General features: G+C 70.1%; 24 protein-coding genes. 5 read left to right on the forward strand and 19 right to left on the reverse strand.

Annotated elements, in window-relative coordinates:
* Window positions 1–276: 276 nt before the first annotated feature.
* From LIV37_RS22495 to LIV37_RS22515, 5 genes are all read right to left on the reverse strand, one after another.
* Window positions 277–564, reverse strand: coding sequence for a DUF4229 domain-containing protein (locus LIV37_RS22495; RefSeq protein ID WP_020869405.1), 288 nt, complete (start codon window positions 562–564; stop codon window positions 277–279).
* Between the two features lie 109 nt (window positions 565–673).
* Window positions 674–1,198: a GNAT family N-acetyltransferase gene (locus tag LIV37_RS22500; protein WP_020869406.1), complete on the reverse strand. Its 525-nt coding sequence runs from the start codon at window positions 1,196–1,198 to the stop codon at window positions 674–676.
* Window positions 1,199–1,321: 123 nt separating this feature from the next.
* Window positions 1,322–1,981, reverse strand: coding sequence for a UdgX family uracil-DNA binding protein (locus tag LIV37_RS22505; protein ID WP_020869407.1), 660 nt, complete (start codon window positions 1,979–1,981; stop codon window positions 1,322–1,324).
* 110 nt (window positions 1,982–2,091) lie between these two features.
* Entirely contained in the window at window positions 2,092–3,270 is a 1,179-nt protein-coding gene (mqnE, locus tag LIV37_RS22510; protein WP_020869408.1) for an aminofutalosine synthase MqnE, read from the reverse strand.
* Between the two features lie 45 nt (window positions 3,271–3,315).
* Window positions 3,316–3,777: an Lrp/AsnC family transcriptional regulator gene (locus LIV37_RS22515; RefSeq protein WP_020869409.1), complete on the reverse strand. Its 462-nt coding sequence runs from the start codon at window positions 3,775–3,777 to the stop codon at window positions 3,316–3,318.
* Window positions 3,778–3,889: 112 nt separating this feature from the next.
* On the opposite strand from LIV37_RS22515, the gene LIV37_RS22520 reads away from it, so the two are divergent.
* Entirely contained in the window at window positions 3,890–4,066 is a 177-nt protein-coding gene (locus LIV37_RS22520; protein WP_020869410.1) for a hypothetical protein, read from the forward strand.
* Here LIV37_RS22520 and LIV37_RS22525 read toward each other — a convergent pair.
* From LIV37_RS22525 to LIV37_RS22535, 3 genes are all read right to left on the reverse strand, one after another.
* Window positions 4,063–4,737, reverse strand: a complete 675-nt coding sequence (locus LIV37_RS22525) for a UbiX family flavin prenyltransferase (RefSeq protein WP_121824631.1) — start codon at window positions 4,735–4,737, stop codon at window positions 4,063–4,065. The genes LIV37_RS22520 and LIV37_RS22525 overlap by 4 nt on opposite strands.
* 81 nt (window positions 4,738–4,818) lie before the next feature.
* Window positions 4,819–5,742 carry a menaquinone biosynthesis prenyltransferase MqnP gene (gene mqnP / locus LIV37_RS22530; RefSeq protein ID WP_020869412.1) on the reverse strand — a complete coding sequence of 308 codons (924 nt, stop codon included), beginning with the start codon at window positions 5,740–5,742 and terminating at the stop codon, window positions 4,819–4,821.
* A complete protein-coding gene (locus LIV37_RS22535) occupies window positions 5,739–7,190 on the reverse strand; it encodes a menaquinone biosynthesis decarboxylase (RefSeq protein ID WP_020869413.1) in 1,452 nt (483 codons plus the stop codon). Before LIV37_RS22535 ends, mqnP begins: the two co-directional genes overlap by 4 nt.
* Before the next feature lie 90 nt (window positions 7,191–7,280).
* On the opposite strand from LIV37_RS22535, the gene LIV37_RS22540 reads away from it, so the two are divergent.
* Window positions 7,281–7,763 carry a PLD nuclease N-terminal domain-containing protein gene (locus tag LIV37_RS22540; protein WP_020869414.1) on the forward strand — a complete coding sequence of 161 codons (483 nt, stop codon included), beginning with the start codon at window positions 7,281–7,283 and terminating at the stop codon, window positions 7,761–7,763.
* Window positions 7,764–7,848: 85 nt separating this feature from the next.
* Here the strand turns inward: LIV37_RS22540 and ccsB are convergent, their stop codons facing one another.
* From ccsB to hemL, 7 genes are all read right to left on the reverse strand, one after another.
* Complete coding sequence (ccsB, locus tag LIV37_RS22545; protein ID WP_020869415.1) at window positions 7,849–8,943, reverse strand: c-type cytochrome biogenesis protein CcsB; 1,095 nt, start codon at window positions 8,941–8,943, stop codon at window positions 7,849–7,851.
* Window positions 8,940–10,775, reverse strand: coding sequence for a cytochrome c biogenesis protein ResB (gene resB / locus LIV37_RS22550; protein ID WP_020869416.1), 1,836 nt, complete (start codon window positions 10,773–10,775; stop codon window positions 8,940–8,942). The genes ccsB and resB overlap by 4 nt, the downstream gene beginning before the upstream one ends.
* Window positions 10,776–10,778: 3 nt before the next feature.
* Window positions 10,779–11,543, reverse strand: coding sequence for a cytochrome c biogenesis CcdA family protein (locus LIV37_RS22555; protein ID WP_020869417.1), 765 nt, complete (start codon window positions 11,541–11,543; stop codon window positions 10,779–10,781).
* A gap of 6 nt (window positions 11,544–11,549) precedes the next feature.
* Window positions 11,550–12,167: a TlpA family protein disulfide reductase gene (locus LIV37_RS22560; protein ID WP_121824630.1), complete on the reverse strand. Its 618-nt coding sequence runs from the start codon at window positions 12,165–12,167 to the stop codon at window positions 11,550–11,552.
* 120 nt (window positions 12,168–12,287) lie between these two features.
* Window positions 12,288–13,475, reverse strand: a complete 1,188-nt coding sequence (locus tag LIV37_RS22565) for a polysaccharide deacetylase family protein (RefSeq protein ID WP_121824629.1) — start codon at window positions 13,473–13,475, stop codon at window positions 12,288–12,290.
* 241 nt (window positions 13,476–13,716) lie between these two features.
* Window positions 13,717–14,403 (reverse strand): histidine phosphatase family protein, encoded by a 687-nt coding sequence (locus LIV37_RS22570; protein WP_020869420.1) that lies wholly within the window; start codon window positions 14,401–14,403, stop codon window positions 13,717–13,719.
* Between the two features lie 8 nt (window positions 14,404–14,411).
* A complete protein-coding gene (gene hemL, locus LIV37_RS22575; protein ID WP_121824627.1) occupies window positions 14,412–15,728 on the reverse strand; it encodes a glutamate-1-semialdehyde 2,1-aminomutase in 1,317 nt (438 codons plus the stop codon).
* Window positions 15,729–15,845: 117 nt separating this feature from the next.
* Here hemL and LIV37_RS22580 point away from each other — a divergent pair, with 117 nt between their 5' ends.
* A complete protein-coding gene (locus LIV37_RS22580; RefSeq protein ID WP_223864596.1) occupies window positions 15,846–16,394 on the forward strand; it encodes a hypothetical protein in 549 nt (182 codons plus the stop codon).
* 107 nt (window positions 16,395–16,501) lie between these two features.
* On the opposite strand, the gene LIV37_RS22585 is transcribed toward LIV37_RS22580, so the two are convergent.
* The 3 genes from LIV37_RS22585 to LIV37_RS22595 are packed head-to-tail and all read right to left on the reverse strand — an operon-like array spanning window position 16,502 to window position 18,940.
* Complete coding sequence (locus LIV37_RS22585) at window positions 16,502–17,038, reverse strand: DinB family protein (protein ID WP_020869423.1); 537 nt, start codon at window positions 17,036–17,038, stop codon at window positions 16,502–16,504.
* 46 nt (window positions 17,039–17,084) lie between these two features.
* Window positions 17,085–18,509: a caspase family protein gene (locus tag LIV37_RS22590; protein ID WP_158634893.1), complete on the reverse strand. Its 1,425-nt coding sequence runs from the start codon at window positions 18,507–18,509 to the stop codon at window positions 17,085–17,087.
* Window positions 18,506–18,940 (reverse strand): effector-associated constant component EACC1, encoded by a 435-nt coding sequence (locus LIV37_RS22595; RefSeq protein WP_158634892.1) that lies wholly within the window; start codon window positions 18,938–18,940, stop codon window positions 18,506–18,508. The genes LIV37_RS22590 and LIV37_RS22595 overlap by 4 nt, the downstream gene beginning before the upstream one ends.
* Window positions 18,941–19,035: 95 nt before the next feature.
* Between LIV37_RS22595 and LIV37_RS22600 the strand changes: the two genes are divergently transcribed.
* Entirely contained in the window at window positions 19,036–19,368 is a 333-nt protein-coding gene (locus tag LIV37_RS22600; protein ID WP_020869425.1) for a YnfA family protein, read from the forward strand.
* Here LIV37_RS22600 and LIV37_RS22605 read toward each other — a convergent pair.
* Complete coding sequence (locus tag LIV37_RS22605) at window positions 19,358–20,695, reverse strand: hypothetical protein (RefSeq protein ID WP_020869426.1); 1,338 nt, start codon at window positions 20,693–20,695, stop codon at window positions 19,358–19,360. The two genes, LIV37_RS22600 and LIV37_RS22605, sit on opposite strands and share 11 nt — an antisense overlap.
* A 199-nt stretch (window positions 20,696–20,894) precedes the next feature.
* Between LIV37_RS22605 and LIV37_RS22610 the strand changes: the two genes are divergently transcribed.
* Window positions 20,895–21,650: an SDR family NAD(P)-dependent oxidoreductase gene (locus LIV37_RS22610; RefSeq protein ID WP_020869427.1), complete on the forward strand. Its 756-nt coding sequence runs from the start codon at window positions 20,895–20,897 to the stop codon at window positions 21,648–21,650.
* The last annotated feature ends 83 nt before the right edge of the window (window positions 21,651–21,733 follow it).

The following is a 21,733-nucleotide window of genomic DNA, read 5'->3' on the forward strand; positions in this document are numbered from 1 at the left end:
GCGGACAGGCAGCGGCAAAGATCGATGTGCAGGCGCGCCACGAGCGGAACGCTCGCTGCGATGTGGGGCGCGGCTGCTGTCTTCATGACAAGTACGTTAACACCGCCGCTTTGGGGAACCCAAAGGAAATCTTTGACTTCCGGGGGTGCCTGAGGGCATCTGGGGGCGCCTGAGGGGCGAAAAGACATCAACGCCCCTTGCACCAGCGGAAACTGGCCCAAGGGGCGTCGGTGAAGTGTGTGGGGTGGTGTGAGGAGGGTTACAGGCCGGCGCCGGTCAGACGCCGTCCTCCTGGCTCTGGTTCGCCGCCAGCCGCTCCTTGGCGCGGTCCACCCTCTCGGCGACCTCGACTGCCATGGCGTCCCGCTGCTTGCGCAGCATCACCCAGCTGAGCGGCGCGGAGACGACCAGCGCGAGCAGCATCACCCAGAAGAGATTGGCGCTGCCGAGGCCGGAGGGCAGCACCCGGAAGTAGACCAGGCCCCAGATGGCCAGGAACGAGCCGACGAAGATTCCCAGGCGCATGAGGGTGTAGCGGAACGCGGCGCTCGGCGTGAAGGACACGACTCGTCCTCTCTCTCCTGGGAGTTCTGTGGGGAGTTCGCTTACGAGGTCTTCCGGGGGCTACCGCCGGAAGAATCCGTCCTCCCAGTGAACCACGGCCGGTTTCTGATCAATTCAGCGGCAGCCACATGGTGACGTCGTCCCGGAAGTCGTCGTCCGCGACCTTGATCGCGCCGGGCACCCGTCCGACCTCCTTGTAGCCGCACCGCTCGTAGAACAGGTCCGCCCCGCTGCCGCCGCGGCAGGTGAGCCGTATCCCCCGGATGCCGTCCATATCGCGCGCGGCGTCCTCGGCGGCCGCCATAAGGGCGCGGCCGTATCCCTTGCCCTGGTGGGAGGGGTGCACCATCACGGTGTAGAGCCAGCACCAGTGGCGCATCAGCCGGTGGGTGTTGAAGGTGAAGAAGGCGGTGGCGGCCACCGCGCCGTCCTCGTCGCGGCCGAGGAGCAGACGGGTCCGGCCCTCCGCCATCGCGGCGAGGTGCTTGAGCAGCTCGAGGCGTATGTCGTCCTTGACCACGGGCGGTACGAAGCCGACGGCGCCCCCCGCGTTCGAGACGTCGGTCCAGAGGGCGCAGACGGAGTCGAGCAGCTCGGGGGTGGTCTCGGGGTCGAGTTCACAGCGCAGGGGCATGCGATCGACGATACCCAGGAGGTCTGTCGGCGCCCCCGCGCGGCCCGAGCGCCAGCGCGGCCCGAGCCCCCGAGCGCCCCGCGCGCCCGCGCCCCGAGACCGTGCGCACCGCGGTCCGGCCGCTCAGCCCAGCGCCTCCCCCGCGACCCTCAGATCGGCCACCAGCCCCTCGTACACCGCGTCCCGGTCATCGGCCCGCAGCACCGCGGAGGGGTGGATCGTGGGGACGATCAGGGCGCCGCGCGCCGGTCCCGACGGGTCGCCCTCCAGCCGTGTGCCGCGCTGTTCGGTCACCCGGAACGACGAACCCAGCAGCGCCTTCCCGGCCGTGGCGCCGAGCGCCACGACCACTTCGGGCTCGATCAGCTCCAGCTCGGCCTCCAGCCAGGGCCCGCAGGCGGAGAGCTCGCGCAGGCTCGGCGGCTTGTGGATGCGCCGCTTGCCGCGCTCGGGGACGTGGATGAACTTGAAGTGCTTGACCGCGTTGGTGATGTACGTCTCGTCCGGGTCGATCCCGGCCTCGTCCAGGGCCCGGTCGAGGACCTTGCCCGCCGGGCCCACGAAGGGCTTGCCCTGCCGGTCCTCCTGGTCGCCCGGCTGCTCGCCGACGAGCACGACCCGGGCGGCCGGGTCCCCGGCGCCGAAGACGGTCTGCGTGGTGTCGCGGTGCAGCGGGCAGCCGTGGCATCCGGCCGCCGCTTCCCGGAGCGCGCCGAGGTCGGCGCCCTCCGGGACGAAGGGGGCGGCGGTGTACGCGTCCTCGGGGCTCTTCGTACCGGCCATGGCCCCCGAGTGCCCCGCCCGGCGGCCGTCAGACAGCGGCCGCCGGGCGGAGGGCGATACGGGTCACACCGGCGGTACGCCCGCGATGCGTGTCATGCCCGCCGTACGGATCACACCCGCATCGGCTGCGGGCTCTCGCGGCGGGCCTGGTCCGGGCCCTCGAACTCGCGGATGACCTCGTAGCGGGTGTTCCGCTCCACCGGCCGGAACCCGGCGTCCCGGATCAGGTCGAGCAGATCGTCACGGGTGAGCTTGTTGGGCGTCCCGTAGGAGTCGGCGTCGTGGGTGATCTTGTACTCGACGACCGACCCGTCCATGTCGTCCGCGCCGTGGTTGAGCGCGAGCTGCGCGGTCTGCACGCCGTGCATCACCCAGAAGACCTTGACGTGCGGCACGTTGTCGAAGAGCAGCCGCGAGACCGCGAAGGTCTTCAGGGCCTCCGCGCCGGTGGCCATGGTGGTGCGGGCCTGAAGGCGGTTGCGGATCTTGCCGTCCTTCATGTCCACGAAGTCGTGCTGGTAGCGCAGCGGGATGAAGACCTGGAAGCCGCCGGTCTCGTCCTGGAGCTCACGCAGGCGCAGCACGTGGTCCACCCGGTGGCGGGGCTCCTCGATATGCCCGTAGAGCATCGTGCAGGGCGTCTTGAGCCCCTTCTCGTGCGCGAGCCGGTGGATGCGCGACCAGTCCTCCCAGTGGGTCTCGTGGTCGACGATGTGCTGCCGGATCTCCCAGTCGAAGATCTCGGCGCCGCCGCCGGTGAGCGACTCAAGTCCGGCGTCGATCAGCTCGTCGAGGATCTCCGAGGCCGGCATGGAGGAGATCTTCTCGAAGTGGTGGATCTCGGTGGCGGTGAACGCCTTGAGGGAGACCTGCGGAAGGGCCTCCTTGAGCGCCTTGAGCGACCGCGGGTAGTAGCGCCAGGGGAGGGTCGGGTGCAGGCCGTTGACGATGTGGAGCTCGGTGAGGTTCTCGTTCTCCATCGCCTTGGCGAGGCGGACGGCCTCCTCGATGCGCATCGTGTAGGCGTCCTTCTCGCCGGGCTTGCGCTGGAAGGAGCAGTAGGCGCAGGACGCGGTGCACACGTTCGTCATGTTGAGGTGACGGTTGACGTTGAAGTGCACGACGTCGCCGTTCTTACGGGTGCGCACCTCATGGGCGAGACCGCCCAGCCAGGCCAGATCGTCGGACTCGTAAAGGGCGATGCCGTCCTCCCGCGAGAGCCGCTCGCCCGCGCGGACCTTCTGCTCCAACTCCCTCTTGAAACCCGCGTCGTGTGTGGTCCCCGTCACCCCGGTCGCCTCCCATACGTCTGCTGATGTCAGCCTTCGCCGAGACTACGCCTCGATGTCCTCGGGAAGCTCGCCGACCCGGTTTTCCCACTTCGTGGACAGCACGATCGTGGTCCGGGTGCGGGAGACGCCCTTGGTGCCGGAGAGCCGGCGGATGGTCCGCTCCAGGCCGTCCACGTCGGATGCGCGCACCTTGAGCATGTAGGAGTCGTCGCCCGCGATGAACCAGCAGTCCTCGATCTCGGCGAGTTCGCGCAACCGGTGGGCCACCTCCTCGTGGTCGGTGGCGTCCGAGAGCTGGATGCCGATCAGCGCGGTGACGCCGAGGCCCAGGGAGGCGGCGTCCACGGTCGCGCGATAGCCGGTGATCACCCCGGCGGCCTCCAGGCGGTTGATCCGGTCCGTGACGCTGGGCCCGGAGAGGCCGACGAGCCTGCCGAGCTCCGCGTAGGAGGCCCGGCCGTTCTCCCGCAGGGCCTGGATGAGCTGCCTGTCCACCGCGTCCATAAGCACGTACGCCTTCCATTATTCAAAGTTCGAGCGAGATTACATGTAGAATCTAAGGCATCAGGGCCACAAGCCCTGTAAATCTTTTAGGCGATCGACCATCCCTCAGGAGATGAGACTCACCGTGTACACGATCGAGGGCCTTGAGGCCCGCATGCTCGAGCTGCGGGACCTGGCCAACCGCTCGCGTGCAGCCCGTACCACCGACCGGCCCGTCTCCCGCGCGGCCCGCCGTGCGGCCGTCGTCGCGGCCCGCACCGCGCGCACCAGGCGGCGCTGGACCCGCTAGGCCGCTCCCCGGTCCCGGTCCCCACCGAGTTCCCCCTCCCACCGGCGGTACAGCTTGTGCGGCACCCCTGCCGCGTCCAGCACCCGCCCCGCGACGAAGTCCACCAGATCCTGGATGTGCGTCGCCCCCGCGTAGAACGCCGGCGAGGCGGGCAGCACCACCGCGCCCGCCTCGTCCAGCGTCACCAGAGCCTTCAGCGTCTGTCCGCTCAGCGGTGTCTCGCGCACCGCCACCACGAGCTTGCGCCGCTCCTTGAGCGTGACGCTCGCGGCCCGCTGGAGCAGATCCTTCGACAGCCCGAGCGCCACCCCGGCCACACACGCGGTGCTCGCCGGGACGATCAGCATCCCCTTGGCCGGATACGAGCCGGAGGACGGCCCGGCCGCCAGGTCCCCGGGCGCCCAGTGGGACACGTCCGCCACCTCGGCGGGCACCTCGAAGGCGTCGGGCGTGCCGTCCGCGCCGCGCGCCAGCCAGCGGCACAGATCGTCGCGCCAGTGGGCGTCCCGGAACCCGATCCCCGTCTCGTCCAGCAGCGTCAGCCGTGACGCCCGGCTGACCACCAGGTCGACCGCCTCGCCCGCCGCCAGCAGCGCGCGCAGCACCGAGGCGGCGTACGGCGTCCCGGACGCGCCGGACACACCGACCACCCAGGGACGGCGCCCGCTCACTTCTTCGTGCGGCCCGTACGGCTCATGCGGCCCGTAAGGCTCGTGCGGCGTCTCCACGTCACCGAGCCTATCCGGCGGGTCTCACAGGCCGAGGCCCCGCACCACCAGGTCGAGGAGCGCGCAGCAGAACAGGGCGATCCCGATGAAGCCGTTGACCGTGAAGAAGGCGCGGTTCAGCCGGGACAGATCGCCCGGCCGCACGATGGTGTGCTCGTACGCGAACGCCGCCGCGACGATCGCCAGCCCGGCCCAGAAGAACGCCCCGGCGTCCGTGGCCAGCGCGTACCAGACCAGCAGGGCCGTGGTGACCACATGGCAGACGCGCGCCCCGTAGAGCGCGCCCGCGATACCGAAGCGGGCCGGCACCGACCGCACCCCGTGCGCCCGGTCGGCCGCCACGTCCTGGCAGGCGTAGATCAGGTCGAAGCCGCCGATCCAGATGCCGATCGCGAGCCCCAGGACGGCCGCGTCCCACGACCATTCGCCGGTGACCCCGATCCAGGCGCCGACCGGGCCGATGGCCTGGGCCACGCCCAGGATGGCGTGCGGATAGTCGGTGAACCGCTTGCCGTACGGATAGACCACCATCGGCACCACCGCGATCGGCGCCAGCGCCAGGCAGAGCGGGTTCAGGAGCGCCGCCGAGCCCAGGAAGACGGCGAGCGCGATGAGGGCGCCGGTCCACGCGGTGCGCACCGACACGGCGCCGGTGACCAGCTCACGGCCGGCGGTGCGCGGATTGCGGGCGTCGATCTCGCGGTCGATGATCCGGTTGCAGGCCATGGCGAAGGTGCGCATGCCCACCATGGCGATCGTGATCAGCAGCAGCCGCGTCCAGTGGACGGTGCCGTCCCACAGGTGCATCGCGGTCAGCGCGGCGATGTAGGCGAAGGGCAGCGCGAAGACCGAGTGCTCGATCATCACCAGCCGCAGAAACGCGCGGACCCGGCCGGGCGGCGCCGGTTCGGGGCCGAAGAGATCGGGGGTCGCGGAATCGGCGCTCACAGCCCGTACTCCTTCCATCGCTTTGTCACCCGATCGGCGGTCTCCGGATCGGACATGACCATGCGCGGCCATCCGCCGTCGCGCGTATAGCCCTCCTCGGGCCATTTCGCGGTGGCGTCGATGCCCGCCTTACCGCCCCAGAACTGCTGGTACGAGGCGTGGTCGAGATGGTCGACGGGGCCTTCGACCACGGTCAGATCGCGGGCGTAGTCGGTGTTCCCCAAAGCGCGCCAGGAAACCTCGTGCAGATCGTGGACATCGCAGTCGGCGTCGACCACGACGATCAGCTTGGTGAGCGACATCATGTGGGCGCCCCAGATGGCGTGCATCACCTTCTGCGCGTGTTTGGGGTACTTCTTGTCGATCGAGACGATCGCGCAGTTGTGGAACCCGCCGGACTCGGGGAGGTGGTAGTCCACGATGTCCGGGATGATGATCTTGAGCAGTGGGAGGAAGAACCGCTCGGTCGCCCTCCCCAGCGGTCCGTCCTCGGTCGGCGGACGGCCCACCACGATGGACTGGAGCAGCGGCCGCCGCCGCATCGTCACACAGTCGATGGTCAGGGCCGGGAACGGCTCCTGGGGCGTGTAGAAGCCCGTATGGTCGCCGAACGGGCCCTCCGGCAGCGTCTTCCCGGGCTCCAGCCAGCCCTCGATGACGACCTCTGCGGCCGCCGGGACCTGGAGCGGCACCGTCTTGCAGTCGACCATCTCGACCCGCCGGCCCTGGACGAACCCCGCGAAGAGGTACTCGTCGATGTCGCCGGGCAGCGGCGCGGTCGCGGCGTAGGTCACGGCGGGCGGCGCGCCGAAGGCGATCGCCACCGGGAGCTTCTCCCCGCGCCGGGCGGCCACTTGGTAGTGGTTGCGGCTGTCCTTGTGGATCTGCCAGTGCATGCCGATGGTGCGGCGGTCATGGCGCTGGAGGCGGTAGAGGCCGAGGTTGCGCACCCCGGTCTCCGGGTGCTTGGTGTGGGTCAGGCCGAGGTTGAAGAACGACCCGCCGTCCTCGGGCCAGGTGAACAGCGCCGGAAGCTGGTCCAGATCGACGTCCTCACCGGTGCGGACCACCTCCTGGACGGGCGCCTCCTTCACCTTCCGCGGCGGCACATGGGCCACCGAGCCCAGCTTCCCGAACGCCTCGCGCAGGCCCACGAACCCCTGCGGCAGTTCGGGCTTGACCAGCCCGCCGATCTTCTCGCTGATCTCGTCGTACGAGCGCAGTCCCAGCGCCTTCAGGAGGCGGCGGTCGGTGCCGAAGACATTCATGGCCAGCGGCATCGCCGAGCCCTTGACGTTCTCGAAGAGCAGCGCGGGGCCGCCCGCCTTGTTGACCCTGTCGACGATCTCCCCGACCTCGAGATGGGGATCGACCTCGGCCTTGACCCTCTTGAGGTCGCCTTCCCTGTCGAGCGCCCGCAGAAAGGAACGAAGATCGTCATAAGCCATACGTCCCAGTATCCGGTACGCACTACCCTGGTCCCGTAACTGGGGGCCCGAGCCACCGCCCCGAACACCACACGCAGGGGGAATCGCCTCATGCTACGGGTGCTGATGATCCTGGTGCCGCTGGCACTGAGCATCTACGCGTTCATCGACTGCATCACCACCGACGAACAGGACATCCGCTATATCCCCAAGCCCATCTGGGCGATCCTCGTCCTGCTGTTCCCCGTCGTGGGCTCCGTCTCCTGGCTTATCGCGGGCCGCAAGCGCGCCGCCTCCGGAGGCACCGGCCGGCCCGGCGTCCGGCGCACGGGCGGCGGCGCGGGCGGCTGGGTCGCGCCGGACGACAACCCCGAGTTCCTCAAGTCCCTGAACGACAAGGGGCACAAGCACGACCCGAACGAACCGGCCGACACGCCCGGTGGCCGCGAGAGCGACGAGGAGCGGCTGAAGGACTGGGAGGCCGACCTCCGCCGCCGCGAGGAGGAGCTGCGCCGCAAGGGCGAGGGGCCGGGCTCCGGTTCGGGTTCCGGCTCCGGGTCCGGTCCGGAGGACACCCCGCCGGCCACGTCCTGAGGCGCGGCCAGGCGGCCGGAGAAGCGCGACGACGGCCGGTTCCCCCGACATGAGTCGGGGGAACCGGCCGTCGCGTTGTGCGGTGTCAGACCCCGGCGTAGGAGTGCTTGCCGGTGATGAAGATGTTGACGCCGTAGTAGTTGAACAGGTAGCAGCCGAAGGCGATCAGCGCCAGGTAGGCGGCCTTGCGGCCCTTCCAGCCCGCGGTGGCGCGGGCGTGCAGGTAGCAGGCGTAGGCGACCCAGGTGATGAAGGACCAGACCTCCTTGGGGTCCCAGCCCCAGTAGCGGCCCCAGGCGGCCTCGGCCCAGATCGCGCCCGCGATGATCGTGAAGGTCCACAGCGGGAAGATCGTGGCGTTGATCCGGTACGCGAACTTGTCCAGCGACGCCGCCGAGGGCACCCGCTCCAGAACGGACTTGGCGAACCGGCCGAACTGCTTGCCCTCCGGGTTCTCCAGCTGGACCTCGTAGCGGTCGCGGAAGAGGTAGAGCAGCGTGGCGACGGCCCCGATGTAGAGCGAGGCGCCGGAGACGATCGCGCAGCTGACGTGGATCCACAGCCAGTACGAGTGCAGGGCCGGAACCAACTGGTCGCTCGCGGTGTACAAGACAGAGACGGCGAGACCGAGGTCGAGGAGGACCGTGGTGACGAGGGGCAGCCCGATCCAGCGCACATTCTTCTTCAGCGCCAGCAGCACGAGATACGTGGCCACCGCGACCATGGCGAAGGTCGTGGAGAACTCGTACATGTTGCCCCACGGCGCCCGCTGCACCGACAGCGCGCGGAAGAGGACGCCCACGGCATGAAAGAGGAAGGCCAGTACGGTCAGGCCCACCGCGATCCGGCCGTACACATCGCCCTGTTCGGTGCCGCCCGCGGCGCCCGGTCCGTCCGGGACGTCGCGGCTGCCCGCCGCGGAGCGGGTGACGATCTTCGGCCGGTCCAGGACGGCGGTGCCACCGCCCTGCCCGCCGACCCGCACGGTCACCTTGGCGCGCTGGGCGGCCTCGGCCTCGGTGGTGATCGCGGCGGCGGTGCGGCCGACGGCGCTGCGGCTGCCGAACACCCACTCGGCGATATGCGCCAGGAAGGCGAGGGTGTAGACCGCCATCGCCGAGTAGATCAGCACGTTGCTGTAATGAGCCAGGTTCTCGTTGACTTCGGCGGCGAGGTTCACGCGCGCGCTCCTTCGGCAGGATCTGCGGGATCTGCGGTGTCGGATGCGGATTCCGAGGCGGAGTCCTTACCGGAATCCCCGGTGGAGTCCTTACCGGATTCCTTGGTGGAGTCCTCGGTGGAGTTCCGGTCGGGCTCCGGGTCGGGTTCCGCTTCCGGGGCCGGGGGTGCGTCCGTCTGGAGACGGACGGCCAGATCGGCGAGTTCTTCGGGCAGCTTGGCGTACTCACTACGGCCGAGCCCCGCCATCTCGACCACGGTGGTGCCGTCGTCGCCCGTCACCGCGCGCACCCACACCCGGCGGCGCTGGATGAACAGGGAGGCGGCCAGGCCCACCAGGGCGGCCACGGCACCGATGAGGGCGCCCTGGTCACCCGGCTTGTGCGAGATCTGGAAGCTGGCCCATTCCTTGACGCCGTCGAACGACAGCGTTCCGGCGCCGTTCGGCAGCTTCATGGTGTCGCCGACCTTGAGCGCCCGGGCGAACTTGGTCTTGCCGTCGGGCTCCAGGAACTGCTTCATCCGCGACTTGTCCAGCTGGTACACGCTCTGCGGAGTGCCGCCGTCCACGCCGAGGCTGCCGTGGTAGGCGGTCAGGACCAGCGTCGGATTGTCCAGCGCCGGGAAGACGGAGAACATGCCCTGGCTGCGTACCCAGGTCGGCAGGAACTGCCCCTGGAAGCCGATTTGGTCCTTCTTGCCGTTCTTGTCCCGATAGTCCGGGACCTTGATGACCATGCTCTCGGTGAGGTTGGCCCCGTCGATCGGCAGCCCGACCACCGGGCCCTGGTGCACCACATCGCCCTTGCCGTCCCGGATGGTGACGACCGGCGAGTAGCCGTGGTTCAGCAGGAAGACCTTGTAGCCCTGGATCTCCAGCGGCTCGTTCACCTTGATGGAGGTCTTGCGGCTGGCGCCGTCCGCGCCGTCCCAGTAGCTCACATCGGCGCGGAAGGTGCGCGGGGTCCGCATCTGCGGACCGCTGCGTTCATAGGTCGCGGTGAAGCGGTCCAGCTGGAAGCCGAAGGGGGCGAGATCGTCGCTGTTGAACAGCTGCCCCGTCTTGATGTCGTCGTACTGGGTGAGGCTGTTGGAGAAGCCGCCGCCCTCGGTGATCAGGCTGCTGCCCTCGGTCTTCCACAGCTGTCCGGCGGCGAAGGACACCAGCAGCACGATCAGCGCGCTGTGGAAGAGCAGATTGCCCACCTCGCGCAGATAGCCCTTCTCCGCGGCCACCGCGTCACCCGAGGCCTCGATGCGGAAGCGGCGCCCCTTCATGATCTTCCGGGCGGCCGCCAGCACCTGCTCCGGCTCGGCCGCACTGCGCCAGGTGGTGTACGCGGGAAGCCGGGTCAGCCGGCGGGGCGCGGCCGGCGGGCGGCCGCGCAGCTGGCCGATGAACTGCCAGGTGCGCGGCACGATGCAGCCGATGAGCGAGATGAACAGCAGGAGGTAGATCGCCGAGAACCACACCGAGCTGTAGACGTGGAACAGCTGCAGCTTCTCGTAGATCGGGGTGAGCGTCGGGTGCCGCTCCTGGAAGTCCTGCACCTTGAGCTGGTCGATGCTGGTCTGCGGGACCAGCGAGCCGGGGATCGTGGCGAGGGTGAGCAGCAGGAGCAGCAGCAGCGCCACCCGCATCGAGGTCAGCTGCCGCCAGAACCACCGGGCCCAGCCGAGCGGCCCCAGCGAGGGGACGTTGATCTCCTCGGCCGGGGCGGTGGACAGCTGCGACCCCGCGGCGCCGAGCTCGCGCTCCTCGGCGGTCGCGCCACCCTCGGGCGGCGCGCCGGCCTCCTTGCCGGCCGCGGTGTCGGTATCGGTGGTGGACATCGATCAGATCCCAACGTTGAAGCCCTGAGCCCAGGTCTGCATGGAGCCCATCATGGTGTCCCAGACACCTGTGAGCAGCAGCACCCCCAGGGCGACGAGCATGCCGCCCCCGGCTCGCATCACCCAGACGTAGTGCCGCTTGACCCACCCGAAGGCACCCAGCGCCCGGCGGTAGGCCACGGCGACCACCACGAACGGCAGTCCGAGCCCCACGCAGTACGCGGCGGTGAGCAGGGCCCCGCGCCCCGCACTCGCCTCATTGAACGCCAGGGCGTTGACGGCGGTGAGCGTCGGCCCCAGGCACGGCGTCCAGCCGACGCCGAACAGGGCGCCCAGCACCGGCGCGCCCGCGAGCCCCAGCGTGGGCTTGATGTGGAAGCGGAACTCCCGCTGTCCGAAGCCCCCCAGCACCCCCATGAAGGCGAGGCCCATCACGATCGTGACAACCCCGAGGATCTTGGAGATGGTCTCCTTGTGCTCCTGGAGCGTCCAGCCGAAGTTGCCGAAGAGCGCGCCCCCGGAGACGAAGACCGCGGTGAAGCCGAGCACGAAGAGCGAGGCGCCCGCGACCATCCGGCCGCGCTTGGCCTCGGCCAGATCCGTGCCCGTGACCCCTGTGACGTACGACATATAGCCGGGCACCAGCGGCAGCACACAGGGGGAGAAGAAGGAGACCAGTCCACCGAGCAGGGCGACCGGAAGCGCCAGCAGCAGCGCCCCGGTCAGGACGGTCTCGTTGGGATCGGTCGCGGCGGCCAGCGTGTTCACGAAAGGTCACTTCTCCGCGATCAGCGGGGTGACCATCGAGCGCAGGCGCTCCTCGCTGAGCGGCGTCAGAGCGCGGGCCGCGATCCTGCCCTCCCGGTCCAGCACGATCGTCGAGGGGATGGCCTGCGGGTTGAGGCTGCCCTTGGGGAAGCGCAGCATGAGCTTCCCGATCGGGTCGTACAGACTCGGGTAGTCGACGCCGTATTCCTTCTCGAACCTGAGCGCGGGGGCGCGGTTGGAGTCACGGGTGTTGATCCCGATGAACTGCACACCCTTGGCCTTGGTGTCCTTGGCCACCTTGGCGAGGTTCGACGCCTCGGCCCGGCAGGGGGCGCACCAGGAGCCCCAGACGTTCAGGACCACGATCTTGCCCTTGTAGTCCGCCACCTCCAGCGGCTTGCCCTCCAGGGTCTTGCCCGAGAGCTGGGGTGCGTCCTTACGGTTCTCCTTGGCGACGGTGTCCACGCCGCCCTTGCCCTGGACGAACTTGGTGTCGGCGGAGCCGCCCGAGGCGCCGCCCCCGCCGCAGGCGGTCAGGGACAGCGCGGCAACCGTGGCCCCGACGGCCAGCACAGTTGCGCGACGACGGGTCACGAGGCCCCGAGGGGCACGGCAGGCACTCATGTGAAAAGTTTCGCATGGCCCTTTTGGGGATCTTCGCCACCCCCCTCCGGGCGCCCGGCCGGGCCCCGCGGGGCCCCGCCCCCGGCTCACCCCTGGCTCGCCCAGCGCCCACCGGCGCCGTCAGCCGCCGTTCGCGCTCCACGCCTGACCCACGCCGAGCCCGCCCAGTTCGGCCAGGACCGCCGGGTCCTGTGCGTCCAGCCAGTCGGTGAGCTGCTTGAAGGAGACCAGCCGGACGTCCTTGTGCTTCTCGTCGGCCATGTGCTTGAGCGCTTCCTCGACGGCGTCCATATAGATGCCGCCGTTCCACTCCTCGAAGTGGTTTCCGATGAAGAACGGGGCGCGATTGGTCTCATAGGCCCGCTTGAAACCGGCTATGTACGCCTCGGCGGCCTGCTTGCGCCAGCCCGGGTAGTTCGCGGGCGGGGCATTGGTGGAATTCTGCGACTGGTTCGCCAGGATGTTGTAGTCCATCGACAGCACCTCGAAGGTGTGCCCCGGAAAGGGAATCTGCTGCAGCGGGAAGTCCCAGATGCCCTGCTTCTTCGACGGCCACACCTGGAGTCCGCCGGGCGAACTGGCGTCATAGCGCCAGCCGAGTTCCCGGGCGGTCGGCAGCAAATTGGTCTGGCCCTTCAGACACGGAGTGCGGCCGCCGATGAGCTCCTTGTGATAGTCGAAGGGCAGCGGATCCACATCGGTGAACCGGGTATTCGTCTTCCACTCCGTGACGAAGGACATGGCCTGGTCGATCTCGGACTTCCACTGCGCGGACGTCCAGTTCTCGACCGAGCCGCTTCCGGAGCAGAAGTGGCCGTTGAAATGGGTGCCGATCTCATGGCCCTCGAGCCACGCCTCGCGCACGTTCCGCAGCGTGGCCTTGATGTGGTCATCGGTGAGATAGCCGATGTCGGAGGCGCCCACCGGGTTGTTCGGCGGCCGGTAGAGCGACTTCTTGGACTCCGGAAGGCAGTAGATACCGGAGAGGAAGAAGGTCATGGTCGCGCCGTGGTCCTCGGCCAGCTTGCGGAACCGCGGGAAGAGACCGTTCCCGACCTCTCCCGCGCCGTCCCACGAGAACACCACGAACTGCGGCGGCTTCTGCCCCCGTTCCAGCCGCTCCGGCTTCGGGGCCTCCTTGCGCCGCTCACCGTGCGAAGTGGAGCCGTCACCGATCGGCTTCGCCTGGGTCGTCTTCGCGGGTTTCGGCGTACCGGATCCGGACCCCGAGGAACAGCCGGCGACGGCCAGTGATGCCGCCGCTCCCATACCAAGACCGAGGATCCCCCTCCGGCTGACCTCACGCATAACGTCCTCAATTCGCACTCGCCGTTCTGATTGCCCGGGGTGTCCGGACAACCCTGGAGATGGCGAGGCGAATAGCGAGGTTCCGAAAGAACGCGGTCAATTACACGGCGGACACAATGTCTCCATTCGGTGCCACCCCGCACGACCCGACGGCCACCCCACGGCCATGCGCCCGTCACGCACACCGCGGGCCGCACACGGCGGCCCGCACCCCCGGCCCGGCCGCGGCCGGGCGCACCGCTCAGGCGCCGTAGCCCTTGGAGGCCCCCTTCACCGGCTTGGCGCCCGCGCGCAGATGGGGCGGAACGAGATCACGGGCCGGTTCGCTGTAGCCCACCGAGACGATCCGGTCGCCGCGGAAGGTGAAGCTGGTGAGGCTGGCCAGCGTGCACTGCCGCCTGCGCGGGTCGTGCCACAGCCGCCGCCGCTCCACGAAGCTGCGCACGATCCAGATCGGCAGCTGATGGCTGACGCACACCGCCTCGTGCCCGCGCGCGGCGTCCCGCGCCCGGCCCAGCGCCGCCATCATCCGCACCACCTGGTCGACATAGGGCTCACCCCAGGACGGGCGGAACGGGTTGGTCAGATGGCGCCAGTTGCCCGGTTTGCGCAGCGCGCCGTCGCCGACACCGAAGGTCTTGCCCTGGAAGACGTTCGCCGCCTCGATCAGCCGCTCGTCCGAGGCCACGTCCAGGCCGTGCGCCTTGGCGATCGGCGCCGCCGTCTCCTGCGCCCGCTCCAGCGGGGAGGCGACCACATGGGTGATGTCACGGTCGGCGAGGTGCTCGGCGACCCGGTCGGCCATCTGCCGCCCCAGATCGGAGAGGTGGTAGCCGGGCAGCCTGCCGTAGAGCACGCCCTCCGGGTTGTGGACCTCGCCGTGGCGCATCACATGGACGACGGTGATGTCGTTCTCGCTCTGTGTCATGTCATCCATCATTCAGTGGCCTCGGCGGCGGCCCGCGCCGCCCCCGGCAGAGCCGCCGCCACCCGCTCCAGCGCCTTCTCGTCGTGCGTCGTGGAGACGAACCACGACTCGAAGGCGGACGGCGGGAGGTAGACGCCCTGGGACAGCATCGAATGGAAGAAGGCGGTGAAGCGGAACGCCTCCTGCGCCTTGGCCTTCTCGTAGTCGGTGACCTCGTCGGCGGTGAAGAAGACCGAGAACATGTTGCCCGCGACCTGGACCCGGTGCGCCACGCCCTCCTTGGAGAGCGCCTCGGTCACCATCGCCCGCAGCCGCTCGGAGGCCGCGTCGACCCGTGCGTACGCCGCGTCGTCCAGCAGCCGCAGCTGGGCGACGCCCGCGGCCGTGGCGACCGGGTTCCCGGACAGGGTGCCCGCCTGGTAGACCGGGCCGGCCGGGGCCAGGCGTTCCATGACGTCGGCGCGGCCGCCGAAGGCCGCGGCCGGGAAGCCGCCGCCCATGACCTTGCCGAAGGTCATCAGGTCCGGCTCCACGCCGTCCAGCCCGAACCACCCGGCCCTGGAGACCCGGAAGCCGGTCATGACCTCGTCGGAGATGTAGAGCGCGCCATGGTCGGCGCAGAGCTGCTTGAGGCCCGCGTTGAAGCCGGGCAGCGGCGGCACCACGCCCATGTTGCCCGCCGACGCCTCGGTGATCACACAGGCGATCTCCCCGGGGTGCGCGGCGAAGGCCGCCCGGACCGCCTCCAGGTCGTTGTACGGCAGCACCACGGTCTCCCCCGCCTGCGCTCCCGTCACCCCCGGAGTGTCCGGCAGCCCGAAGGTCGCCACCCCGGACCCGGCCGCGGCCAGCAGGGCGTCCACATGCCCGTGGTAGCAACCGGCGAACTTGATCACCTTCGACCGGCCGGTGTACCCACGGGCCAGCCGGATCGCCGACATCGTCGCCTCGGTGCCGGACGACACCAGGCGCACCTGCTCGACCGGGGCGACCCGCGCCACGATCTCCTCGGCGAGTTCGACCTCGCCCTCGCCCGGCGTGCCGAACGACGTACCTCGGGCGACGGCGGCCTGCACGGCCGCGGTGACCTCGGGGTGGGAATGGCCGAGGATCATCGGTCCCCACGAGCACACGAGGTCCACGTACTCGCGTCCATCGGCGTCGGTGAGGTACGGACCGTCCCCGGACACCATGAACCGGGGCGTACCTCCCACGGCGCGGAACGCCCGCACCGGAGAGTTCACGCCGCCGGGCGTCACGGCGGCCGCGCGATCGAAAAGCGTCTGCGAAACTGGGGCTGCGTACGGATAGCTCACGCACGCCATGTTGTCAGAGGCGGACGTATCCCCGCGGCCGGGCGTTTCACAGCTCTATGGTGGGGGAGGTCTCTGTGAACAGAGATCGGGTTGCGCGGTAATGGCCGCGAGTGGTCGGGTGGAGATATGCATCGCGGTGGCGAACTGGGTGAAGGGACTGACGACCGAGGCCCCGAGCGTGCCCGGCCCGGACGCCATCGGCGGGACGAGGCGGGCAGGGCAGGCAGAAGCGGGGGCCGCATGGGGGTGACCTACAAGTACTTCGGTGCGCCGGACGGCGCCACCGCGGCCAGGGTCCCCATCTCCATGCGCCCCGAGGAGCTCGGCGGCGATGAGCTCGGCCACGGCATGTTCACGAAGATCAAGCCGGAGACGGTGGCGGCGATGGTCCTCACCGGCATCGAGGGCGTCCCGCTGCACAAGGTCCCCCCGCTCGAACTGGTCGTCCTCCACCCGGACTACGCCGTCGTCAAACTCCCGATGACCGCCGTCGATCCGCTGCGCGGTGTCGGCGAGGAGGCCGTGGGCGCCGCGGCCTTCATCTGGTCCACGGTCCCCGACCGCGGCGGCCCCCGGGACGCCTTCACGGTCTATCAACTGCTTCACGAGTGGCAGGACTTCAGCCACCGGCTGCACGAGGCGGGGCATCAGCCGTACTGCCTGGTCTGGCCCTGAGCCGAGGGCCGTGGCCCTGAACGGGGGCTATGGCCCTGAGCCGGGGCCGTGGCCCTGAGCACGGGCCGTGGCTCCGAGCACGGGCCGTGGCCCTGAGGCCATGGCCCCTACGGCGCGGAGGCGGCGCGCAGCAGGCGGAGTTGGCCGATCTCGGTCGCGTTCTTCATCAGCTCGGCGTTCACCCAGGCGGCCATGTGGGCGATGGTGTGCTCGGGGTCCCGGTCCCAGGGGAACGGCGCCATGGCGTCCAGGTCCTCCTCGGTGAGCCGGTCCAGTACGGCCGTCCACTCCGCCCGCAGACCGCGCAGCCACTCGATGGCCGCCTTACCGTCGCCGGGCCAGCCGACCTCGATACGCTCCCGCGGCACGCGTCCCTCCGCGTGGTCGATGGTCACGCTCCACCACCAGCCGATATGCCAGGTCAGCCAGCCGATGGTGGGGACGGGCACGGGGTCGGGCTCGGTCTCCGCCCAGTCCGGCAGCCACGACCCGTCGGCGCCCTGCCGCACCGTCCAGCAGTGGCCCGTGGGCTCCCACAGGAAGTCCTCGGGCTCCAACCGCTCCAGGTGGTACTCGAAGAGCGACCAGGTCAGGTCGAACTGCCAGCGGAGTAAGGCGCGGCGGGAGGTCGTCGGAGTCGTCATCGGCCGACCCTGGCACACGCGTGGACGCGCGCAAAGGGAATTTCGTTCAGCGGGGCCCGCAGGCCGGGTGGTCGGAGTCCGGGCCGTCGCAGAGGAAGTAGCCCGTCCAGCGGTAGTGGCTGTCGGGCACGGTGCCCGGGCCCCGTTGCCAGATGGCCACCTGGTCACCGTTGGAGAACGTCAAGCCGCCCTGGTCGACCGTCGGTTCGCTCTCCAGCAGGGTGGCCAGGCCGTGGAGGAAGGACGCTTGGTCCGAGCGCTTCTCCCAGGACGCGATGACCTTGTCCGGGGCGGCGGCCGAGAAGCCCGTACCGTCGAAGCCCCCGCGGTCCATGGCCACTTCCATGGTGTCGAAGTCGCCCCGGCACGCCGCGTCGTGCACCGAGTCGACGGATGGCTCACGGCGTTGGGTGCCGTCTCCCGAGTCGAAGGTCGAGTGGGCCTTGCCGCAGCTCAGGCCCTTGCCGTCGGCCCCGTGCCCGCCGTCGCCGTTCGGCAGGAGCCAGAAGGTCAGGCCGACGGTGGCGGCGAGGGCCAGGGTGGCCGCGGCGAGGGCGCGTTGGCGTGTGCTCAGGCCGTGGGATTCGGGGGCGGCGTCGGTCTCGTCCGGTTCCGGGGGTTCCCGGCGGGGAGCGCGGTTGCGGGCGATGGAGATATGGGCGCCGCGGTCGCGGTTCAGCTGTTGGGGGCGCGGGCGGTTCTTGCGCATCAGGGCGCGGTCCACGCGGTCGTAGACGTCGGCCATGGTGAGCAACTCCGGCGCGTCCGGGTCGCCCTCTTCGAGGAGGGCGATCAACTCGCCGGTGAAGGCCGGGTACCGCTCCCCCGGGGGCGCCAGCGCCTGCTTGGTGGCGTGGGAGGCGGCGAGGACCGAGGTGCCTTCGACGTCGGCCAGCCGGATCGTGTCACCCCCGGCGGACAGATGGCCGCGCAGGGCGGTGCCGCTGAAGCAGCAGTCGAGGATGACGACCTTACGGCGGACACGGGTGGCGCTCAGCAGGATCTCGCGCAGGTCGTCGTACTTCACCGCGGTGAACGACTTGTCCTTCGTCGTCTCCGGTACGGCCAGGTGTAAGCCGCCGCTGAGCGGATAGAGCAGGCCGTGGCCCGCGTAGTAGACGACAAGCGTGTCCGTGGCCTCGGCGGCCGCGCGGTGGACGGCCTCCAGCATGCTGTCGCGCGTCGGCTGCGAGACGAGCGAGCAGTGCTCCTCAGGGAGGCCCCACACCCCCGGATCCCGGAACAGCTCGGCCAGCCGCCGACAGCCCGCCGCCACGGACGGCCGGTCGTCCAGATGCCGCCGCCGGTCCCGGGAGGCGGCCCCGCCCCGGGTGAAGGCATGGGCCTCGATGAGGACGGCCGGGGACGCCGAGGGGTCGGAGAGGCGTGCCGCCGGTGCCGTGGTCTCGCCCGTCGTACGGGAGGTGCGGGAAGTACGGAAGGTGCGGGAGGCACCGGAGGGCCAGGTCATGCCGGGTTCTCGGGGTGGTCGGAGTTCCCCGGGTGGTCGGAATCCTCCGGGCGGTCGGAGTTGTCCGGGGACTCCTCTGGGGGCCGGGAGCCCTCCGGGGACTCCAGTTGCCGGAGAAGGCGGCGGATCGTCTCCGGGTCGGTGCTCTCGACGCGCAGGGAGACGCCATCGCGTTCCACCCGGGTGTCCGCGCCGCGCGCCCGTGCGTCGCGCCAGGTGGCCGCGGCGAGCAGCAGATTGCCGAGGGACGTGAGGTTCGAGATGACGATGGAGATGGCCTCGAGGCCGCCCAGGGTGTCGTCGCGGTCCTCCACGTCCACCAGCGCCACCTCCGCGGCGCCCGCGACGTCGGGGTCCCCGGTCAGCCAGCGATAGAGGTCGAGGACGCCCGGAGACCCCTCGGTGGCGTCGACTCGAAGGCGGAACTGCACGGCACCCATCCCCCGGTGTGATCCTGTGGTGGGCGCCGATCGTAGCGTTCCGCTCCGCTACGGGGCCTCGCATGGGCGGGCCGTACCCTTCCCCCATGCTCATCGCACGTTCCATCGCTCTGTTCGCCGTGGCCGCGCTCCTGGAGATCGGCGGCGCATGGCTCGTCTGGCAGGGCGTACGTGAGCACAGGGGGTGGGCGTGGATCGGCGCCGGGGTCATCGCCCTTGGTGCCTATGGGTTCGTGGCCACGCTCCAGCCGGACGCGGAGTTCGGCCGCATCCTCGCGGCGTACGGCGGCGTGTTCGTCGCCGGATCGCTCGCCTGGGGCATGGTCGCCGACGGCTACCGGCCCGACCGCTTCGATGTGCTCGGAGCGCTGATCTGTCTGGCCGGAGTCGCTGTGATCATGTACGTGCCTAGGCGGTAACCATCGGCCGGCCGTGGCCGCCCTTGCCCTCATGGTCGCCGTGGTTGTCCTTGCCCTGCTTGCCGTGGTCACCGTGGTGGCCGTCCTGCTCCTGCTCCGTGCCGAGGACGCAGCCGGTGTCCGGGTCGATGAAGACGGTCGTGATGGTGTGGTCGCACTCGACCTCCACGACCCACACCTGCTTGACCTCCTTCTTGTGCGGGTCCTTGTGCTCGTCCTTGCGCTGCTCGTCCTTGCGCTGGTCGTCGTGGTGGCGCGGGTCCTTGTGGTCGTCCTTACGGCCGTCCTCGTGCTTGCCGTTGTGGTGCGGGTCGTCCTCGGGGCAGTCCACCAGCTCGGCGCTGACCGCCTGGCCGCCGACCTCGCATTCGGCGATCTCGACCGCCTCGGCGAGCGTCACCGGGTCGTTCTTCTTCTGGTCCTGCTGCTCCTTGTGCTCCTGGCCGTGGCGCACCTGGTCGTCCTCGTGGACGGGGACGGCGACGGGACGGACGGCACCACGGTCCTGGGCCTCCTCACCGGTCTGGGCGGCCTCGTACGGCTGCGCGGCCTGCTCGGGCTGAGCCACCTGCTCGGACTGCGACGCCTGCTCCGGCTGCGCGGCCTGCTCCGGCTGCGCTACCTGCTCGGGGCGCGCCGCGCTGCGGCCCTGGATGCCGTGCCAGTACTTCCCGGTGGGGAAGTAGCGGGTCGGGTCCTGACGGCCCTGGTCCTCGCGCTGGCCGTTCTCCTCCTTGCCGCTGTCCTCCTTACGGCTGTCCTCCTTGCGGCTGTCCTCCTTGCGGCCGCTGTCCTCACGACCGCTGTCCATCTTCTCGTCGTACCGGCCGTGGTCCTCGCGCTGGCCGTGGTCCTCGCGCTCGTCGCTCTCCTCGCGCGGGTCGCTCTCCTTCTTCTCGTACCGCCCGCCCTCGTCGTCACGGCCGCCCTGGTCGTCCCGGGCGTGGTCATCGTGGCGGCCGCCGTTGGGGTCCTCGTGGCTGTTCGCCTCGTAGCGGCCGTGCTCGTGACCGTTGTCCTTGTCCTCGTGACGGCCGTTCGGGTCCTTCGCCTCGTAGCGGCCGTGCTCGTGCTCGCCCTTCTTGTCCTCGTGACGGCCGTTCTCGTGGTTCCCCTTGTCGTGGTTCTCCTTGTTGTCACCGTGCGCCCGGTCCTGGGGACAGTGGTTGCCCTGGGACGAGTGCGGGTCGGGGGTGCTGCCCGAGGCCCATGCGGTTCCCGGGGCACCGGCGACCAGAGCCGCCGCCGCGATGGCGCCCGCCGAGGCCACGCCCCAGCGCCGGAAAGAACGACGGGACCGCTGAAGGAATCTGCTCTGCTGGGTCATTACCTGAATTCACTCCTTGGGCATGGGTGCTCCAACTACCGGCGCCGCGCCGGACGCAGTGCACCCTTCCCCGAGCCCGAGAGCCCCTAGCAGATTCCTATCTTCAGTCCCCCGGTTGGAGGTAAATCGGGCCGTCATATCCTGCGTATGGATCATGCGCACACACCACCGTTTGCGCCACGTCGCCACTGGAGGGCCGATGACCACCCGTACCGCAGTCATCACCGGCGCGAGCAGCGGGATCGGAGCCGCGACCGCGCGCCGCCTGGCGGCCGCCGGATTCCGCGTCGTCCTCGCCGCCCGCCGTAAGGAGCGCATCGAGGCGCTCGCCGCCGAGCTGACCGAGGCGGGGCGCCAGGCCGAGGCGTACGTCCTGGACGTCACCGACCGCGCCGCCGTGGAGTCCTTCGCCGCCGGTCTGGACCGCTGCGACGTCCTGGTGAACAACGCGGGCGGGGCGGTCGGCTCCGAGACCGTGGCCACCGCCGACCCGGCCGACTGGCGGGCGATGTACGAGGTCAACGTGGTGGGCGTGCTCCAGGTGACCCAGGCGCTGCTGCCCGCCCTCACGGCCTCCGGCGACGGCACGATCGTCGTGCTGTCCTCCACGGCGGGCCATGTGGCGTACGAGGGCGGCGGCGGGTACGTGGCGGCCAAGCACGGCTCCCACGCCATCGCGGCCACCCTGCGCCTGGAGCTGTGCGGTGAACCGGTGCGGGTGATCGAGATCGCCCCGGGCATGGTCAGGACCGACGAGTTCGCGGTGAACCGCTACCGCGGCGACGAGAGCAAGGCCGCGGCCGTCTACGAGGGCGTGGCCGAGCCGCTGACCGCCGACGACGTGGCCGACACGGTCGAGTGGGCGGTCACCCGCCCCTCGCATGTGAACATCGACATGATGGTCATCCGCCCCCGCGCCCAGGCCGCCCAGCACAAGGTCCACCGCGAGCGCTGAGCCCGCCCGCCCTCCACAGCCCCGCACAACCCCCTCACGGCCGTGCCGCAACAGCCCGCCGTCCCCCGTTCGGCTCAGTGTGT

This window comes from Streptomyces rapamycinicus NRRL 5491 (assembly GCF_024298965.1).
Lineage (GTDB): Bacteria > Actinomycetota > Actinomycetes > Streptomycetales > Streptomycetaceae > Streptomyces > Streptomyces rapamycinicus.

Bases quoted from the DNA above. Each gene is read 5' to 3' on its own strand.
- LIV37_RS22500 (WP_020869406.1), bottom strand. From the start codon at position 1,198: ATGCCCCTGCGCTGTGAACTCGACCCCGAGACCACCCCCGAGCTGCTC.
- LIV37_RS22505 (WP_020869407.1), bottom strand. From the start codon at position 1,981: ATGGCCGGTACGAAGAGCCCCGAGGACGCGTACACCGCCGCCCCCTTC.
- LIV37_RS22515 (WP_020869409.1), bottom strand. From the start codon at position 3,777: ATGGACGCGGTGGACAGGCAGCTCATCCAGGCCCTGCGGGAGAACGGC.
- LIV37_RS22520 (WP_020869410.1), top strand. From the start codon at position 3,890: ATGAGACTCACCGTGTACACGATCGAGGGCCTTGAGGCCCGCATGCTC.
- LIV37_RS22535 (WP_020869413.1), bottom strand. From the start codon at position 7,190: ATGGCTTATGACGATCTTCGTTCCTTTCTGCGGGCGCTCGACAGGGAA.
- LIV37_RS22540 (WP_020869414.1), top strand. From the start codon at position 7,281: ATGCTACGGGTGCTGATGATCCTGGTGCCGCTGGCACTGAGCATCTAC.
- resB (WP_020869416.1), bottom strand. From the start codon at position 10,775: ATGTCCACCACCGATACCGACACCGCGGCCGGCAAGGAGGCCGGCGCG.
- LIV37_RS22560 (WP_121824630.1), bottom strand. From the start codon at position 12,167: ATGAGTGCCTGCCGTGCCCCTCGGGGCCTCGTGACCCGTCGTCGCGCA.
- LIV37_RS22565 (WP_121824629.1), bottom strand. From the start codon at position 13,475: ATGCGTGAGGTCAGCCGGAGGGGGATCCTCGGTCTTGGTATGGGAGCG.
- LIV37_RS22570 (WP_020869420.1), bottom strand. From the start codon at position 14,403: ATGACACAGAGCGAGAACGACATCACCGTCGTCCATGTGATGCGCCAC.
- hemL (WP_121824627.1), bottom strand. From the start codon at position 15,728: ATGGCGTGCGTGAGCTATCCGTACGCAGCCCCAGTTTCGCAGACGCTT.
- LIV37_RS22580 (WP_223864596.1), top strand. From the start codon at position 15,846: ATGCATCGCGGTGGCGAACTGGGTGAAGGGACTGACGACCGAGGCCCC.
- LIV37_RS22585 (WP_020869423.1), bottom strand. From the start codon at position 17,038: ATGACGACTCCGACGACCTCCCGCCGCGCCTTACTCCGCTGGCAGTTC.
- LIV37_RS22590 (WP_158634893.1), bottom strand. From the start codon at position 18,509: ATGACCTGGCCCTCCGGTGCCTCCCGCACCTTCCGTACTTCCCGCACC.
- LIV37_RS22600 (WP_020869425.1), top strand. From the start codon at position 19,036: ATGCTCATCGCACGTTCCATCGCTCTGTTCGCCGTGGCCGCGCTCCTG.
- LIV37_RS22605 (WP_020869426.1), bottom strand. From the start codon at position 20,695: ATGACCCAGCAGAGCAGATTCCTTCAGCGGTCCCGTCGTTCTTTCCGG.
- LIV37_RS22610 (WP_020869427.1), top strand. From the start codon at position 20,895: ATGACCACCCGTACCGCAGTCATCACCGGCGCGAGCAGCGGGATCGGA.